The sequence below is a fragment of the Mycobacterium sp. genome (assembly GCF_035697385.1).
GTDB lineage: Bacteria > Actinomycetota > Actinomycetes > Mycobacteriales > Mycobacteriaceae > Mycobacterium.
In genome coordinates this window covers 1-17,843 of record NZ_DASSCY010000293.1, presented here as the reverse complement: position 1 = coordinate 17,843, position 17,843 = coordinate 1, and the positions used below count along the sequence as shown (strand labels likewise).

Here is a 17,843-nt window from a genome sequence, read left to right as displayed (position 1 = left end):
GCCCCTGACGCATGGTCCGACGGCGACTGGCCCGGTCGGTCGATCGAAGGCAAGGCGATCTACGAACTGCACGTCGGAACGTTCACACGCGGCGGCACATTCGACTCCGCTATCGAGAAGCTGGACTACCTGGTCGATCTGGGCGTGGACTTCGTCGAGTTGATGCCGGTCAACGCCTTCGGCGGCACACATGGCTGGGGTTACGACGGCGTGCTGTGGTACGCGGTGCACGAACCCTACGGAGGGCCCGACGGCCTGGTCCGCCTTGTCGACGCGTGCCATCGGCGGGGCCTTGGTGTGCTGATCGACGCGGTGTTCAATCACCTTGGCCCGTCGGGAAATTACCTGCCGCGGTACGGCCCGTATTTGTCGTCGGGAAGCAACCCGTGGGGCGAATCGATCAACATCGCCGACGCGGACGCCGACGAGGTGCGCCGCTACATCATCGACTGTGCGCTGCGCTGGATGCGCGACTTCCACGCCGACGGCCTGCGGCTCGACGCGGTGCACGCACTGGTCGACACCACGGCGATTCACATTCTCGAGGAGTTGTCCGCTGAAACCGATGCGCTGGCAGAGGAATTGGGCCATCCGCTATCGCTGATCGCTGAGAGTGACCGCAACGATCCGCGGCTGATCACACCGCGAGATCACGGCGGATACGGGATGACCGCCCAGTGGGACGACGATATCCACCACGCCATCCACGCCGCGGTCTCGGGTGAACGGCAAGGCTACTACGCCGATTTCGGCTCACTGGAGACGCTGGCGCAGACCTTGAAGAACGGCTACTTCCATGCGGGCAGCTACTCGTCGTTTCGGCACCGCCGCCATGGGCGCCCGCTGGACACGTCGATGATCCCGGCGACGCGGCTGCTCGCGTACACCTTGACACACGATCAGGTCGGCAACCGCGCGGTCGGTGATCGGCCGTCGCAGAATCTGACTTTCGGTCAGCTTGCCGTGAAGGCGGCACTGGCCCTCGGGTCTCCCTATACGGCAATGCTTTTCATGGGCGAAGAGTGGGGATCGTCGTCGCCGTTTCAGTTCTTCAGCAGCCACCCGGAGCCCGAGTTGGCCAGGGCGACCGCCGAGGGCCGCAAGCGAGAGTTCGCCGAGCACGGGTGGGATGCCGACGAAATCCCTGACCCTCAGGACCCGGCGACCTTCGAGCGGTCCAAGCTGACTTGGGCCGAGGTCGACGAGGGCGAGCACGGTCGGCTGCGTCGCATCTATCAACATCTGATTGCGCTGCGGCACACCGAACCTGACATGGCCGACCCCTGGTTGGGTCATCTGCGCGTCGATTTCGACGAAGACCAACGGTGGGTCGTGATGCACCGCGGTTCGCTGGCCATCGCATGCAATCTGGGCGCCGAAGCCGTAGATGTTCCTGTGACCGGCGAGGTGGTGCTGGCATGGGGCAATCCCGTCACAGACGGCGAGAACACGCAGCTGCAAGGGCACTCGTTCGCGATTCTGCGCATGTCGCCCCAGGCCGTGGCCTAGTCGGTTGATCGGTCAGCGGCGGCGTCCCCAATTTCGCTGCCGTCGGTGCCGGCGTCGCCAGTCTCGGTATCACCGCCCGTGAAGCGACCGGTGACATTCGAGATACTGGAAGTTATCCGGTCAGTCACTGACTTCACTGTGCCAGCCAGCCCGTCACCGGACGCGGTGTCATCTCCTCCGACCTGGCCCGGCTTGACCTTGTTGCCGTAACTCATCACGTCGGTCGACGTGGTGGTCGTCGGCTCCTCCTCGACCGCTGTGCGCGGGGTATCCGGCCCTTGGCCGGCGTCAGCGAAAATCTCGGCTTCACCACCGGCTTGGACGCCAGCCAGGTCGTCAGCGCCATCCTCGGCATCCGGCGAGTTCCGGGTGGGTACGTCAGCAAGTTCGTCGCCGAGTTCGTCAGCGGCGTCTTCAGTGACGCCCGGGACCTCGTTGTTCTGGTCCGCGCTGATGGTCAACGTCTGTGCGGGGCTGGGTGAAAGCGAAGGGATCGACGTTGGCGAAACCGGAGAGAAAAATGGTTGCGAGAAGTCGCCAGGGATAAGCCGCGCCAGGGTAACGGTAGCCACCGCGGAGATGACCTTGACGGCTGTGCTGACCGTCTGGATGTACGTAGACGGTAAGAACAGACTTGCGATGAAATCAGGCGACGGCAGCAGGAAGACGGCAAGCCCCGCAGAGAGATCCACCGCGGTTGTGAGGACGCCCTGGATGTCGGGGAGCTGAATCGTAGACGGTGTGGTCAAAGTTGCGATGAGACCTTGGATGGGCGCGAGTGGATCGACCCTCCCGGTGGCAACTAGCTGCGAGAGCGGCACGGTAAACCAGGTGCGAAACAGCGCACCCGGGTCGGGGCAGGGCGCGGGAACCCCCGCGCAGCCTTCTGGATTAACAGGTAGCTCGGCAAGCAGAATCGCGTTCAAGTTGTCTGCGATGGGCTGGGCGATCAGTGGGAACGGCAGCAGCGCCTCCACCACGGCCTCCATAAAAGCTTCGTCAAATCCTGGCTCCCAACCTAAGAAGTTGTTAGGCGGACAAGACGGAAAACACGCTAGTGGCCCGTTCTCCTGAAGAGCATCCGCGAGAGCTTGGAGGGCCGCAAGCTCGTGGAAAGGAACATTAGCGATGGCAGCGATCGGCCCGGGCAATTGACTGGCAGCAGTCAGACGCGTAGCCGGGTTGGCGATGCGGATATCGGATGGTGGCGCGATCGGCGTGACGGCTAGGACGCTGGCCCCTACCAATGCGGCGCCGGCCAAGACGTGCGGACGCACAGCTGCATACACAACGGCTCACTTTCATTGTTGTGGCGTAGGAGCCCGACACGTTTCAATGCGGCGAAACTCCTCAGGCAATCGCGTAGTCCGCCAATGGAAAACGCGCCTGTTCCTTAACCGCGCTATGCACCGAGGTCGGTCGGAACAGTGGCGCCTCCCCGCTGTGGTTGAACCAATACGACCGTGAGGTCGCGCAGTTGCCGAGGTGGAACACCGAATCGCCGAGCAGCTCGGTCATTTGATCGAGGAAGCGAGCATTGGCCTTTTCGGTGACCTCGAAGGTGTGACCACCGCGCCGCTGTAGCTCGCGGAACAGCCGGTCCATGTGCCGCCTCTGGTATTCCACCGTGTTGAACCACGACAGGCCGACCCACGCGTACGGGCTGGCCAGCGTCAAGAAATTCGGGAAGTAGGGCACCGCGACGCCCTCGTACGCCTGGAACCTGTTCTCCCGCCACCATTTTCCGAGATTACGTCCTTCCCGCCCGATCACCTCGATCGCTGGCAGGTTGGCGTCCCATACGTCGAACCCGGTCGCGAGGACCAAGGTGTCGATGAACCGTTTGGTGCCATCGCGGGCGACGACGCCGTCGGGCTCGATCCGCGCGATACCACTGGTATCCAGATGCACGTGCCGTTTGGTGAATGTGCGGTAGTACGAATTGGACAAGGTCGGCCGCTTGCACCCGTAGTCGTAATCGGGGTTCAGCTTGCGCCGCAAATCCTTGTCGCGGATCGATAGGAACCGATGGAATTTGGCCAAGGCTGACGCTGCCTTGTTGACTTGCTTGAAATAGCGGTATTTCCACATCGCGATCACCATCATGAACTCCATGCCGGTGTCGGTGAACCACCGCAGGGTGCGCTGGGCAAGAGGTACCCGGGCGAAAAGCCGTTGTACCGCCGGGGAGAACCCGATATCGAACTTGGGTAGCACCCAAATCGGAGTGCGCTGATAGACGGTCAGTTCTGAAGCTTCCTTGGCCAGCTCGGGTATGAGCTGCACGGCGGTGGATCCGGTTCCGATGACGGCAGCCCGGCGTCCATTGAACGAGTAGCTGTCATCCCACTTGGCGGAGTGGATGATTCGCCCGTTGAACGTGTCGATACCGGGAATGTCCGGGGTGCATGGTTGGCAAAGGAAGCCGGTCGCGGTGATCAGGAACTGTGCGCTCAGCGTTTCACCGCCGGCGAGCGCGACCCGCCAGACCTGGACGTCGTCATCCCACCTGGCGCCTTCGACGGTCGTGTTGAACCGCATGTACTGACGCACGTCGTACTTGTCCGCCACGTGCTCGGCATAGCGCTTCAATTCCGCGCCCGGCGCATACAGCCGTGACCAATGTGGATTCGGCTCGAACCAATAGGAATACGTTGTGGACGGGACATCGACAGCAAGGCCCGGGTAACGGTTCACGTGCCACGTTCCACCGAGGTCATCCTCGCGCTCGAGGATCACGATGTTGTCATAGCCCAGCCTATTGAGTTGGATCGCCGCGCCGATTCCACCGAATCCCGCTCCGACGATGACTACGTCGAACTCCTGCATGGTCATCTGGCGATTCCGCGACTTATTCGGCGTCGCCGGTCTCGCCGCCAATGCCGCCCGTCAAGCCACCGGTGACGTTCGAGATGGTGTCGTTGATCTGGTCGGTCACGGAATTCACTGTGTCACTGAGTCCGCCACCGGATGGGGTGTCGTTTCCACCGACCTGGCCTGGCTCCACCTTGTTGCCGCCATCCATCTCGTCGGCCGAAATCGTGTTCGTCGGCTCGGGGTCCGGAGTAGCGGCGCTCGAGGTAGTGATCTCTTGGACGGGGGCAGGGGTCAGCAGCTGCGTCACGGTCTCTGACACCGTTTCGACCACCGGAGCCGGGGGCGGAGGTGCCTGGGTGGCGGTGCTGGGGCCGGGCACGCTGTCCGGCTGGACGTTCGCGGCCGCCACCTCGTTGCTCGTCACAGCGGGTGCCGGCGCGACGGGAGCCGCTTCAATGGTGAACGTCTGCATGGGATTCGGCGTAAACGAAGGGATGAACGTTGGCGGAGGCGCAGTGGCATATCCCGTGAAGAGGTTTCTGAAGAACTCAACGAATTCGGGCATCATTCGGACGAAGTTGGCCGGGTCGTTGAAGATCGGCATCGTCAGGAAAACGCGGATCCCCTGGGCGAGCTCTTGAATGGCTGTGACGACCTCCTGCAGCGAGGGCATCGGCTGGATCTCGGACGGCTCGCTCAGGCTTGCGATGAATGCATTTATGGCCGCGACCGGATCCAGCATCCCCGACGCAAGCAGCTCCCATGGAGGTATGGTCCACCAGCTCATGAACAATGTTGCCGGGTCAGGGCAGGGGGCCGGAATAGTCGTGCAGGCCTCGGGATTCGTAGGCAGCTCGTTGAGCAGCACCTGGTTGAACTGCGCAGCGAGCGGTCCCGCCAGTCCCGGGAACGGCAAAAGTGCCAACACGAACGCGTTCGTGAAGTGCTCGTCAAACCCTTCCTCCCAACCCAAGTAGTTGTTGGGTGGACAGTCTGGGTAGCACTGCAGCGGGCCATTTTCGTTGAGAGCATCCGCCATTGCCTGCATGGCCGCGATCTCGTACGCCGGGATGTTGACGATCGCTGCGAACAGCCCGTTGACCGGATTGGCGGCCAGCTGCGCCTCCGGGTTGGCAATGTAAACATCGGGTGGCGGCGGCGCGATCGGAGCGACAGCGATGACGCCGGCTCCTACGAGTGCCGCTCCAGCCGTAACGCATGGACGGACAGCTGCAAACATGACGGCCCCCCTGTACAAATCGTTGTGTCGTTGTGTCGTTGTGGTTGCCTCGAACCTACCGAGGAAAATCCGAGTATTGGCTAAATTTCCGATTATTTTGGTGAGTGTTGGCGTTTGGTTCTCTCAGCAACCTCCTTGATTGGTGTAATACGCTGTTATTACGGCTTATCTCCCGGCACTGGCGAACACACTAGGTTTGCGAATGCAAGCTCTAATTGAACATGCTGTTGCAATTCTGGCAAATCGTACAGGCGTCTTATGATCTTGACTCCAATCGTCCAAGCTATTCGCCATTTCGTTGGATGGTGTTGAAGGACAAGGGTTTGACGCCCGTAACGAAACCACGCCTAGGTGCTTCCCCCGGATTTGCCGAATGGGCATGCTAGACATCAGGTTTCGAGCCATGTCCGGTTCCCGTAGGCATTGAGGTGGGTCACCTGGTCGACCGGCTTTCGGGTGGTCGGCCCGTAGCGTCCGCGCGGCCAACCGAGTGGCACGATGCAACAGGGGGTCACGTCCAGTGGCAGTCTGAGAGTTCTACGCGCCGAAGCCACGCTCCACAGCGGCAGGGTGATGAGGCAAGCACCCAGACCCATCGCGCGGGCGGCAAGCAACAGGTTCTGCACGCTGGGGTAGATCGATCCGAAGTATCCGGATGCGGCCGCGTGGGGCATGGGCAGGTACGGCAGCCGCCCCTCGCGAACGCCAAGGCGCAGACATGCCACTACGAGGACCGGGATCTCGGTGAAGTGGTCGACCTGCCATTGCACTGCGCGCGCCGTCCTGGCCATCGACTCGTCGCGGGCAGCGACGCGCCGGATTACCGCGCCGTAGTAGATCTTCCAGGCCAGGCGGTAGCGCCTGGCGAGCTTCTCCTTGACACGGCGGTCCTTTACGACGATGAATTCCCAGTTCTGCCCGTTCGCCCCGGTCGGTGCTCGCAGCGCAAGTTCGATGCACTTCAACACAACCGCATCGTCGACGGGGTCCGGGAGGACACGCCGCACCGCTCGCTGAGTCATCATCGCGTCGAGCAGCGGCATGTCGAGGCGGGCCAGCGCCTCTGCTGCGGCCGGCGAGTCAGTCGCAGTCATGCTCGGTGATCCATGTTGTGGTGAAACGTTGAATTGCAGGGATCTGCTCGGCCAATTGACCACCGATGTAGGTCTCGATCTTGCCGCCGACCAACGGGAGTTTGAACTCCACTGTCGCGGTGAACTTCAGCGACGAGCCGCTCCCCGCCGGCGCTAGCAAGGCCTTGCCAAGTCCCGATGCAGGCGCCCCACGCACCGCGATGCTGATGTGCCCGTGTACCCGACGGTCGCCGAGGGGACTCCACGTCTCCTTGCGCAGGATTTTCAGATCGCCGGGATAGAACTTGGCGATCAATCCGGGCAGGCGGTCGTGGCGCAAGTCCTGTGTGGTGGTCACGGTCACTGAGTCGTCCGCATCGACAATCAACGATGCCAGCGTGGTACCAGCATCGAAGGCCGCGAGACGGGCCATCCAGTAGTCCGCCTCACCGAACGCCGAATGGACTTGTTCCACACTGGCGGTGGATTCGGTCAACACGTCGAACGAATACGGCATAGCAGAAACCTGCTTCCTAGCGAACGTTCGCGCCCTCGGCGAGTAACCCATCGGTAAGCACCGACGCGAACTGCCGGGTCCGCGCCAACTGCTCCTGCTGGATGTTGGTACTCGGAATGCGCAAACCCAGGTATCGGTCGCGATACTCTCCCGACCCGAGGTAGCTGCTGAGCGAGAGTAGGGAGCGGACCTGTCCGCCGGGATACTCGAAATGGACTCCACCCACATACCGGCCTCCTCGCTTCTCCCCCAGCTTGCGCACCGTAGTGAAGTTCTCGCGCCAATATCGACGGCAGACGACGAACACGGCGAAGGTTCTGCCGCCGAGGAGCTTTCGCGCTTCATCCGACACCAGAAACGAGCGCATAGGCATGTTCGTGGTCCGCCACCAGGTCGGCGAGCCGATGCAGATCAGGTCATAGTCCGCGTTTCGCACCTCGTCCGGAGTTCGGATTTCTCCGCTGGCACGGCGCGTCTGAGCCGGCAAGACACTGAGAAGGTCTCGCCACACATGTCGCATCGGAAAGCGCGAGAACCGCTCGGAATACCGCGGATCGGTGAACTCGATCTGGGCCTTATCCACTTCACAACCTCGTTCGCGGAAGACATCTCCCGCGGCTTCGAGCACCCTGAGCGCCTGCCCCGTGTACGTGTAGTACAGGAGCAGGACCCGCGGCCGCCGGTCGCCGCGCTGGTCGCTTGCCACGTCAGTCACTGCTGCACCCCCTCTATCGAGATTTCCTTCAAACGGCTTTCTTGCGACGAGTTTTCGTCGCAAGGCGCTTCTCGCGGACTAACCTCAGACGTGTGACCGACAAGGTTTCCGTCGACCTCAGTGGCGCTGCGCAGACCATGCTGGCGACCCTGTATCTCAAGGCGCTGGATGCTGGTTTCGACCGCCCCGTGCTTGGCGACCGGTACGCGGTCGAAGCGGTCGATCGTCTCGATTGCGACTGGCGCGCGGTCGCGATACCCGGCAGATGGGCACCGCTGGTCACCGTTCGCACCGCCCAGTACGACATCTGGGCACGCCAATTCCTGGCCGTGCACGAGCACTGTGCCGTGGTGCATCTCGGCTGCGGGTTGGACAGCCGGGTGTTTCGGCTTGACCCCGGACCAGGGGTGGAGTGGTACGACGTCGACTATCCGGCCGTCATCGCCTTGCGCGAGAAGGTCTATCCGACGCGCCCGCGGTACCACCTGGTGGCCACTTCCGCGACGGATCCATCCTGGCTCGAGCAGATTCCCGCGGACCGCCCTGTGCTGATGCTCGCCGAAGGCATCAGCATGTATCTGACGGAGACCGACGGTGTCGCACTGCTGCGACGCGTCGTCGACCGCTTCCCCTCGGGCGAATTGCAGATCGACTTCTATAATTCGCTTGCAATCAGGTCGCAGAAGACGCATACCTTGGTGCGGCGGTCCGGGGCGACGCTTCACTGGGCGGTCAACAGTCCTGAGGACATCCTTTATCGAGTTCCCGGGGTTCGATTGCTGATCGCGGTTACCTTTTTCGACGCGAACACATTCAGCCGGGCACCTGCAGGATTCCGGTTGGCGAGACGTTTGACTCGCATGGTTCCCCCTGCACGCAAAGCGCTGCAATACCATCGCTACGCATTCGGGAACCATTAGTTGGCACCGGTCTTGGCATGCGACTCGGCGGCAGCACAAAGCAGCGAACGTATCGCGTCGAGGGGCTCTTCCGGCACCGGTGCATGGGAGTGGTGCTCGATCCACATTTGCCCGGCGAATATCTTGCTGGTGTACATGTCGATGCCGGCGTTGACGGCGAAGAACAACTCGCCGTGACACGCGGTCATTTCCACATCGGGCGGGGTGCGCACCGGAGGAACCACACCATTGTCGGTGAGCATGACGACATCGGGTAGGCCGGGTGGATTCCCGACGTACTCGGGGCTGAAATGCAGCAGAGACTGCTGGATCACGCCGTCGGCCAGGTCCTTCCGGAAAGCCTCTGCGATGTCGTAGGCCAGTCCCGCGATAGTGGTGTGGTGGTCGATCTCCGCGAGATAGGTGGCCACTCCCACGGGGTTCGTGCATGCGGTCGCGGACACCGGCGGTGAGAGGAAGTAGCGCAGATCGACTGGGTAGATATAGGGCACTGGGATGTGCGGCGTACCTCGGAGTCGCCACTCCGCCAACAGAACAGCCGCGGAGAGCATGGCGTTCAAGCCGAGCCGGTGCGCACGACAGAACGCGACGACGTCACGCGTCTCATGCTCGTCGAGGCGACACCACGCCATCGGAACACGCACGGGCGAAGCAGCTTTGACACCGGTCGCCGCCCGCCGGGACGGTGGTAGATCGTAGGCGAACATCGCAGGCATGAACCGCTCGAGTCCCGACCGATTCTGTTTCTGTATCCCCCGATCAGCGAGGACAACCTCTAACGGCGCAGGGGCAGGCGAAACGCTGACCGGGCCGATGCTGCCGCCGCAGACGAGATTCGTATACCGCGAGAAGACCTCCTCGATGAGACTGAACTCGTGGTGTCCGTCGGCGAGGCTGTGATGGACGTAAAGGGTCGGCTCCGCGTGTCCGTCACGAAGCGTCAACCGGAGCTGGACCAGCGACTCGCCCTGATCGAGGTGTAGCGGGGGGCTTTCGGCAGCCGGATCGTCGAGCTCCACCACGACGATTCCCGGGTGAAGTAGGTCGTCGACGACGATCTGATGCCGGCCGTCGGGGGCTCGCTCGAGGTGGCCTGCGAGAACCGGGTGCGCCTCGAGCAGCGCGTCGAAGGCTGCCGACAGCGCGTCGACATCGACGGAACCCGTCACGTGTGCGCCCAGACCCACGAAATTGTGTGTCTCGGCGAACATTTCCTCACTGCGCGCCAGCTTCCGGATGACCGACGATGAAAACATTTCATGCCCCCTCAGCCGCGCATGCTGGCCCGTCGGTACCCGATTGCCATCGGCACCGCAAAGGCCGCGGCGATGCCTGCCGACCAGAGCAGCATCCCAACCATCGGCGACAACACCGGGCCACCGAGCGACAATCCGCGCATCGTCTCGATTGCATAGCTCACCGGCTGATGTTCGACAACCGGTTGAATCCACCGCGGGAACTGATCGAGTGGCACGAAGCCGGTGCTGAAGAACATCAGCAGTCCCCAGATGATCTCGGTGGCCTCCAGCACGATCGTTTTCGCCGTGTACAAGGCGAGGGTGATGACGGCCATCGAGAACGCCACCGCGAAGGCGGTCGGGATGAACAGCCATGCCACCGATTCCAGGATCCCCTGCCGGAAGCGGAAACCCAGAACCAGGCCGGCGCACAAGATGACCACAGTGGTGACCACAATCCGGACGGCGTCGGCCACCAGTCGCGACAGCAGACCCGCCGCCCGGTGCACGGGCACCACCCACAATCGGGACAGCAAGCCGTCTGTGCGCTCACGCATCAGGCCGATACCACCGACCATCGCGCCAGACATTGCCCCGACCATCGCGACCAGGGGCACACTGTTGTAGAGGGCGCTGTGTCCGGTTACCTGCGAAATACCATCCCCGAGAACGATGTTCAGTGTGACCAGAAACGCCACCGGAACGATCAGCGATTCGACCACGGTTGCACGATCGCGGCTCCACCGACGAAGTATTCGCGCGGTGAGCACCCACGTATGCGGAATGAGCCGCCGAGGCGAGCTCTCCGAGAAGTCTCGGCGTGCTCGATGTGCGCCCCGACGTGGTGCGACTGCCTTCCTGTCCTCCAGTGCAAGAGACATCATCGCCGCCTAGAAGAAACGAGAGCGTGCAGTGGAATCAGAATCACGGTCAATCCCACCGACCAAGCCAATGCAGGGCCGGTGACGGACCACGTCACCTCACCGGCCGCCGGTGTACTGTCCCCCGCCAATGCACGCAGCGCGTAGACAAACTGGGAAATCGGTTGATCCCGGACGAAGGGTTGGATCCACTCCGGGAACCGTTCGACCGGTTGCAGGCCGACCGACAACAGACCGAAGATCAATTGCGGCAGCAGCATTATCGGTGCGGTGGCTTCCGGGTTCTCGTTCGCAGCCCCGATCAGGTCGCCCAGGAAAGAGAGCGCGACGCCGATCAAGAGCACCAGTAGGCAGAAGCCAATAGTGTGCGCCACCCCGCTGTAGAACCGGAACCCGATGATATGACCACACACAAGGGAGACCACCAGCGCGATGACGCAGCGGTACATGCTGGCCGACATCCGCGCGCCCAGTGGTGTCAGCGGGGCGATTGGCATTGCTTTGAATCGCCGGTTGATGCCCTGAACCGAGTCAACGGCAGATCGGAACGCCGCCGATACCGCTGCGAACGCGATCGCTTGAAGGGCGATCAGCGGCATCAGGTACTGCGCATAGCTACTCATCCCCTGGGCGAAGGCGCCGAGTATGTGTTTGAGCGGGATGTAGAAGCCGACGGTGAACATGATCGAAGCGGCGACCTGAGTGAGCACTTCCCCATTACGCAGCGTGGGCGTGACCATGCGAACCGTCAGCACCCACCACTGCTGAACGGTGGATGCCGTCGGCCGGATAGCCGCGGAAGCCGTCACGAGAGCACTTCCTCTTCGACGCGTTCCGTCGTCATCGCGAGGAACACTTCGTCAAGTGAGGGTCGCCGAAGCGCGATATCGCGCAGCTCGATGTTTGCCCCGTTCAAGTGAGACAGGGCAAGCACGAGCGTGTTCGGACCGTCAGGTGCGGGCATCGAGATGCGGTCGGACGCCGGCGTCAGCGCCGCGCGGTTGTGCTCGGGCAACAACGACCCGAGCGCCTCGGCGATGGCGGGCAGATCTTTCAGGTCGCGCGGGACGATTTCGCAATAGGTCCCTCCCGTACGCTCCTTGAGCTCGTCGGCGGTTCCCTCCGCGATGATCGTGCCGTGGTCAATCACGATGATGCGGTCACTGAGCGCGTCGGCCTCCTCGAGGTACTGGGTCGTCAGCAGTGTCGCGATGCCCGCGTCCCTGAACTCGGACACCAGGTCCCAAATGCTTTGCCTGCTACGAGGATCCAGTCCGGTGGTCGGTTCATCAAGGAACGCCACTTCGGGTCGGACCACCAATCCGCACGCGATATCGATCCTTCTGCGCATGCCACCTGAATACGTGCTGACGCACCGGTCGGCCGCGTGCACAAGATCGAACTGCTCGAGAAGTTCTTTACCCCGCGCTCGCGCGTCCTCCTTCTTCAGCCCCTGCAGACGCCCGAACATCACCAGGTTCTCGCGACCGGTCAGCATCTCGTCGAGGGCCACCTGCTGTCCGGTGAGCATGATCGACCGCCGGACGCCTGCCGGGTCGGAAAGGACATCATGGCCGGCCACCGTCGCCGTCCCCCGGTCTTGCCGAGTCAGTGTCGACAAGATGTCGACCATCGTCGTCTTACCTGCCCCGTTCGGTCCGAGCAAGCCGAGCACCTCGCCGCGGCTGACGTCGAAAGTGATGTCGCGCAGGGCGACAACGGAACCGAAGGCTTTCCTGATCCCGCTGACGACTACCGCCTTATCGGTGTTGTACATTCGCTTCTCCTATACCGAGTCGGTCGACGACAGGTCCACCAGGGCCAGTTCCTCGCCGGCCGATGCGATTTCATCCTCTGCGAGCGCCTCTTTGGTCAGTTCCGTAAGCGCGAGCGGGAACTGCCGGGCGAACGATTGCGCCTCCGCCGCGTCCAGGCGGCGGCTGTCATACCACCAATCCAGATGCAGCGCACCGGAGGTGCGATACGCCCGAAGCTCGACGGCGTGCCCAAGGCCGGGAATCGCATCGCGCACCGGCAAGGCCGTGTCGGAATCGAACTGAACGGGAGCATCTTCGGAGGACATGGCCCGTAGGTCGGGAATCGTTCCGACGTTCGAGAACAGGATGTCGGCGGGGCGGCTGGCGCCCAGCAGTCGTGCGGTTGGCGCGTACACGTATCGCAAGAGCCCGTACCCTATTCCGTAGTGTGGAACGGCTTTCAGCGTTTCGTGCACCCCGTCCAACAGTTGCCTGGCGCTCGCCTCCTCGCCCTTTGTACAGGTGAGAACTACGGGATAGACGGTGGTGAACCAGCCAACCGTGCGACGCAGGTCGACATCGGGCTTGAGAACCGCCCGGCCCGGTCCGCCGAGGTCGACGGCGACGCCACCCTCACCGACTGTCGCCGCGATCGTCCGGGCCAGTGCGGCCAGCAGGATTTCGTCGATCGGCAGCCGGAGCCTGCGACGCGCATCATCGATCGCGATTGTTTCGTCGGCAGTAAGCGTCGAAGACAATCTCACCAGGTCGTCGGGCCCCGGCGGGTTCGAGTCGTTCGCGCCGGCCACCCATAGTGTCGCTTTGGTGGTGGTTTCCAGCCAGAAGTCCCGGCTCTCCACGACCGCGGGATGCGTGGCGAGTGCGGCACAGCGTTGTGACCACTCTCGCCATGAAGTTGTGACAGGTTGCAGCGCAATGTCTTCCCCGGCCAAGTGTTGGGCGAAAGCCGTGAAGATGTCGGTGAGCAAGATGTCGCGTGACGCGTTGTCACTCACGATCCCATGCACACTGATCACGAGGTAGCACTGCCCGCCCGGCCGCCCTTGGATATACGTGGCGGTCAGCGGCGCACTTGACAGGCCGTGACCGCGGATCTGCTCATCGACGATGCCCAGCACTGCTTCTCGCTCCTGCGGGCTGCCGGGTGCGAGGTCGTCCGGAAGCGACCGTGTTACCAGTTCGATGAAATCCTGTGGTTCTCCGATCTGCTGCTCCCACGTCCCCGCCCGCGGCGCAATCCGCAGTCGAAGCGCATCGTGATGGTTCGTCACCGCGGTGAGCACCGACCGGACGTCCTCCACCTCGACGTCGGGGCGAAGCTGCAGGATCACGGGGATGCGCCAGCACCCGGGATCGCGCAGCCCATGCTCCAGGAAGTACGCAATGTTGGGTGGAACAGGTGGTTTCTCCGCGTCATTCGGCGACTGACGCCCCAAGCCGCCAATTGCATAGCGGGCGGTCAGGGCCTTGGCGAGCGCGGCTACGCTCTGGTTCTCGTACAGATCCTGCGGTGTGAGATCGAGCCCTTCATTGGCCGCGCTCATGGCGACGCTGATCGCGATCAGTGAGTCGCCGCCGAGTTCGAAGAAGTTGGCGTTCCGATCGATCGAGCCGACACCGAGACACTGCGCCCAGATACGCTGTAACGCCGCTTCCATCGGCGACTTGCCATTCGTGGCCGCCTGCGTGTTGGCTGCCGTCCCGGCTGACGACGCCGTCGCCATCCCGTTGGTCGCGCCGGAACCCCGCGTCCATTCGGCGGTCGCATTGTAATCGACCCAATGTCGTTGGCGCGCGAACGAATAGCCAGGAAGCGAGACCAACTGGGGTCGGTGACCTGCCATCCGAGGTGTCCAATCGACTTCGACACCCGCCGACCAGAGTTGCCCAAGAGCGAGAAGAAAGGCGTCGTGGTCGCTTCGGTTCTGGGCTTGGTGGCGCATGAGGCGGATGGCGCGGTGCCCGCTCGACCACCTGGGGTGGCGCGTTGCGGAGGCCGTCAGACTGCCACCGGGACCAACCTCGACAACGACCCGGCTCGGATCGGCAAGCAGCACATCGAGTTCGTCGGCGAATCTGACCGTCGCCCGTATCTGGCGCGCCCAGGTAGCGGGATTGGTCGCCTCGCCGGCAGACATCCAATTTCCGGTGACGTTCGAGAGCAAAGGTATCTGCGGCTCACGGAGAGTCAGGCGGGAGACGAAACCCTTGAACTCTGGAATCACGGAATCCATCAACCGAGAATGGAACGCGTGCGACGTCCGGACACGACGAGCCACGATCCCCTGCTCGGCAAGGCGATCGGAGAACTTACGGATCTCCTCCTCGGATCCTGCAACGACACAACTGCCAGGGTCGTTGACCGCCGCAAGATCGACGTCTGCCGAAAGATGGTCAGCGATGGCATCGGGAGTCAGCGCCACCGCGACCATGACGCCACGGGGTGCCGCATGCATCAGGCGCGCGCGCATGGACACCGCCTTGACCGCCGTCGGCAGATCAAAGACGCCAGCGATGGTCGCCGCGACATACTCACCGATGCTGTGTCCCGCCAACGCCGCCGCGCGAACACCGTAGGACTCGATCAGCTTCGCCAGCGCGTATTCCACGGAAAAGAGGGCGGGTTGGGCCCGGTCGGTGCGCTCAAGGCTTCGTCCGGTTCCGTCGAATACCTCTGCACGCAGGTCGACGGCCGACTCGTCACCGAACGCTGCCGCGCACTGATCGAAGTGCTCGGCGAAGACGGGCTCGGCCTCGTAGAGGCCACGTGCCATCCCGATGTGTTGAGCACCCTGTCCTGGAAAGAGGAAAACCACACGCTCCGTTGCTGATTCGTTGCTCTGCACCGACTCACCGACAAAGATGTTGTCGTGTTCGGACGCCCGCAGCACCGCCGCCGCGTGCTGCTGGTCGTCGACGACCGCGGCCATCCGGACGTTCTCTGTCCGGCGACGGCCGAGCGTGTATGCGGCATCCGACAAGCTGACCTTGTCTGGGCAGCCCAATTCGTCGGCCAGGGCCGCACGTGACTCCTGCAGGTCCTCGACAGTTCGAGCCGACAACAGAAGCACTTGGGAGCCGGCCTCGATATCGGGAACCGACACCACCGGCGCCTCTTCGAGCACGATATGCGCATTGGTGCCACCAACACCGAACGAGCTGACCCCAGCGCGGCGAACGCCGTCCCATTCCCACGGGCCGTACTCATCGCGCACGACGAACGGTCCCCGGTCCAGATGCAGCTCGGGATTGGGCCCGGTGAAGTGCAGGGTGGCCGGAATCGCCTGGTGTTTGACGCACAGGATCGCCTTGATGAGGCCGGCGATCCCTGACGCCACCTCCAGGTGACCGATGTTGGACTTGACCGAACCGACAAAGCATGGGCCGGGTCTAGTTGCGGTGGAAACAGCGAATGCCTGTCGCAGTCCTTCGATCTCGATCGGATCGCCGAGTGGCGTGCCCGTTCCGTGGGTCTCGACATAGCTCACTGTCGACGCATCGATTCCCGCCACCGCATGCGCCTCGGCGATTGCCTCGGCCTGACCGGCCGCATTGGGCGCCGCATAGTTCATCTTTGTCGATCCGTCGTTGTTGATCGCCGAACCTCTGATCACGGCGTGAATGCGGTCCCCGTCGTCGACTGCGGCGTGCAGTGGCTTGAGGACCACAACGGCGACTCCGCTGCCGAAGATGGTGCCGTCCGACCTCGCATCAAACGGGCGACAATGACCGGTCGCCGACACCATCGACCCTGGTTGGTGCCAGTACCCCACGCGGTGCGGGACGCGGATCGACGCGGCGCCTGCCAGCGCCATATCGCATTCACCGCTCAGAATGCTCTGGCAGGCCAAGTGGACCGCCACCAGCGACGACGAGCATGCGGTCTGAACAGACAACGCGGGACCCCGGAGATTGAACTGGTGAGCCACCCGGGTCGCCAGATGATCCTTGTCGTTCTGCAGCGACAGGTTGACCATCTCGAAGGTGGCGCCCTGCCCCATGATCGCGTTCGGATCGTGGTGCGACATCAGGTTATGAAGGAGATACCCACTGGCCGAGCTGGTTCCGAACACCCCGACCGAGCCATCGATCTGAGCCGGGTCGGAGACAGCGTCCTCCAGGGCATGCCATGCACACTGCAGGAACAGCCGGTGTTGCGGATCCATCATCCGAGCAGCCTGCGGAGTGAAGCCGAAGAATTCGGCGTCGAATTCGTCGATACCATCGAGGAGCGCGGCGCGCCGCACATACGAGTGGTTTGCAAGTGCCTTTTCGCCGACGCCTGCGGCGACGAGTTCCTCCTCCGACAACGTGACGATCGATTCCTCAGCGCGCCGCAAATTGCGCCAGAACGCTGACACGGAGTTAGCGCCGGGGAATCTACCGGCCATGCCGACAACCGCAATCGCATTGAGTGGCAGTGAGTTAGAGGCCAACGGGATTTCGTAATTGCCGGTCATGCTCGTTGTCCTACCTTTCGCCGCAGCGTGGCTCGTTGGCGCGCTGCGGCACGCTGCTGGGCGCGATCGCCAAGCCCGCTCGTCCGCTCGGCGTTGTCCTCGACGGAGAGGCCGAGCTGACGGATGAGATCGGCTGCGAGGTCGGCAAGGGTGGCGCCCTGCAACAGAAGTGCCACTGGCGGCTCCACGCCGAAGTCACCTCGAACGGTGTTCCTCATTCGCACGGCCATCAGGGAATCCATGCCCAGCCCGGTCAACGCCTGGTCCGTGTCGATGGCACAGTCGTCGGGGAAGCCCATGATTGCCGAAATGCGTCTACGTAGGCGCGCGGTGACGATCCGGTTGGCCTCCACGGAATCGAGATCACGAAGCGCGCCGGGACCTGCCCAGTCATCGTCGTCGCAGGTTGAATCCAATTCCTGGACAAGGTCGGCGAAGTAGCCGACACGGTGGATCTCGGGGTATGCGGCCGCTGCGCGATCGAGGCGCAGCCGTGCCACACCTGCCTGGGCGAGGTCGCAGGCAAGCAGCGACTCCAGGGCCTCGATACCCTCGACGGGAGTGATGGGATCGAGCACATCAATCCTGCGCGAGCGCGCGACTCCGACATCGGACCACTGGCCCCAATTGATGGTTGTGGCGGGCAGACCCGATGCTCGTCGCCACACGACGAGCGCATCGAGCCATGCGTTCGC

Annotated in this window: 14 protein-coding genes; 2 read left to right on the top strand and 12 right to left on the bottom strand. The window is 62.9% G+C overall.

Going from position 1 to position 17,843, the window contains the following annotated elements; translation table 11 throughout:
- Positions 1-1,509 (top strand): malto-oligosyltrehalose trehalohydrolase (treZ, locus tag VFH65_RS25000; RefSeq protein ID WP_353325189.1); only part of this gene is annotated, 1,509 nt, incomplete at its 5' end.
- Here treZ and VFH65_RS24995 read toward each other — a convergent pair.
- The 6 genes from VFH65_RS24995 to VFH65_RS24970 all read right to left on the bottom strand — a co-directional run bounded on the left by VFH65_RS24995 (position 1,506) and on the right by VFH65_RS24970 (position 7,871).
- Positions 1,506-2,798 (bottom strand): hypothetical protein, encoded by a 1,293-nt coding sequence (locus VFH65_RS24995; protein WP_353325187.1) that lies wholly within the window; start codon positions 2,796-2,798, stop codon positions 1,506-1,508. The genes treZ and VFH65_RS24995 overlap by 4 nt on opposite strands.
- Positions 2,799-2,859: 61 nt before the next feature.
- Positions 2,860-4,344 carry a flavin-containing monooxygenase gene (locus VFH65_RS24990; protein ID WP_353325185.1) on the bottom strand — a complete coding sequence of 495 codons (1,485 nt, stop codon included), beginning with the start codon at positions 4,342-4,344 and terminating at the stop codon, positions 2,860-2,862.
- Between the two features lie 16 nt (positions 4,345-4,360).
- Entirely contained in the window at positions 4,361-5,566 is a 1,206-nt protein-coding gene (locus VFH65_RS24985) for a hypothetical protein (RefSeq protein ID WP_353325183.1), read from the bottom strand.
- 389 nt (positions 5,567-5,955) lie between these two features.
- A complete protein-coding gene (locus VFH65_RS24980) occupies positions 5,956-6,660 on the bottom strand; it encodes a nitroreductase family protein (RefSeq protein WP_353325181.1) in 705 nt (234 codons plus the stop codon).
- Entirely contained in the window at positions 6,647-7,156 is a 510-nt protein-coding gene (locus VFH65_RS24975) for a DUF2505 domain-containing protein (protein WP_353325179.1), read from the bottom strand. Before VFH65_RS24975 ends, VFH65_RS24980 begins: the two co-directional genes overlap by 14 nt.
- A 16-nt stretch (positions 7,157-7,172) precedes the next feature.
- On the bottom strand, positions 7,173-7,871 hold the full coding sequence (locus VFH65_RS24970) for a flavodoxin family protein (RefSeq protein WP_414688502.1): 699 nt from the start codon (positions 7,869-7,871) through the stop codon (positions 7,173-7,175).
- Positions 7,872-7,963: 92 nt separating this feature from the next.
- On the opposite strand from VFH65_RS24970, the gene VFH65_RS24965 reads away from it, so the two are divergent.
- The gene (locus tag VFH65_RS24965; RefSeq protein WP_353325177.1) at positions 7,964-8,791 is read left to right on the top strand and encodes a class I SAM-dependent methyltransferase; all 828 of its coding nucleotides are present in this window, start codon (positions 7,964-7,966) and stop codon (positions 8,789-8,791) included.
- Here the strand turns inward: VFH65_RS24965 and VFH65_RS24960 are convergent.
- The 6 genes from VFH65_RS24960 to VFH65_RS24935 all read right to left on the bottom strand — a co-directional run.
- Positions 8,788-10,047 (bottom strand): phthiocerol/phthiodiolone dimycocerosyl transferase family protein, encoded by a 1,260-nt coding sequence (locus VFH65_RS24960; RefSeq protein WP_353325175.1) that lies wholly within the window; start codon positions 10,045-10,047, stop codon positions 8,788-8,790. The genes VFH65_RS24965 and VFH65_RS24960 overlap by 4 nt on opposite strands.
- A gap of 11 nt (positions 10,048-10,058) precedes the next feature.
- Positions 10,059-10,910, bottom strand: a complete 852-nt coding sequence (locus VFH65_RS24955; RefSeq protein WP_353325173.1) for an ABC transporter permease — start codon at positions 10,908-10,910, stop codon at positions 10,059-10,061.
- Complete coding sequence (locus VFH65_RS24950) at positions 10,910-11,719, bottom strand: ABC transporter permease (RefSeq protein ID WP_353325172.1); 810 nt, start codon at positions 11,717-11,719, stop codon at positions 10,910-10,912. The genes VFH65_RS24955 and VFH65_RS24950 overlap by 1 nt, the downstream gene beginning before the upstream one ends.
- The gene (locus VFH65_RS24945; protein WP_353325171.1) at positions 11,716-12,687 is read right to left on the bottom strand and encodes an ATP-binding cassette domain-containing protein; all 972 of its coding nucleotides are present in this window, start codon (positions 12,685-12,687) and stop codon (positions 11,716-11,718) included. The genes VFH65_RS24950 and VFH65_RS24945 overlap by 4 nt, the downstream gene beginning before the upstream one ends.
- 9 nt (positions 12,688-12,696) lie before the next feature.
- Complete coding sequence (locus tag VFH65_RS24940) at positions 12,697-17,148, bottom strand: type I polyketide synthase (RefSeq protein ID WP_353325169.1); 4,452 nt, start codon at positions 17,146-17,148, stop codon at positions 12,697-12,699.
- Positions 17,145-17,843, bottom strand: a 699-nt coding sequence (locus tag VFH65_RS24935; RefSeq protein ID WP_353325167.1) for an acyl carrier protein, incomplete at its 5' end; no start/stop codon positions are given. The genes VFH65_RS24940 and VFH65_RS24935, both read right to left, overlap by 4 nt.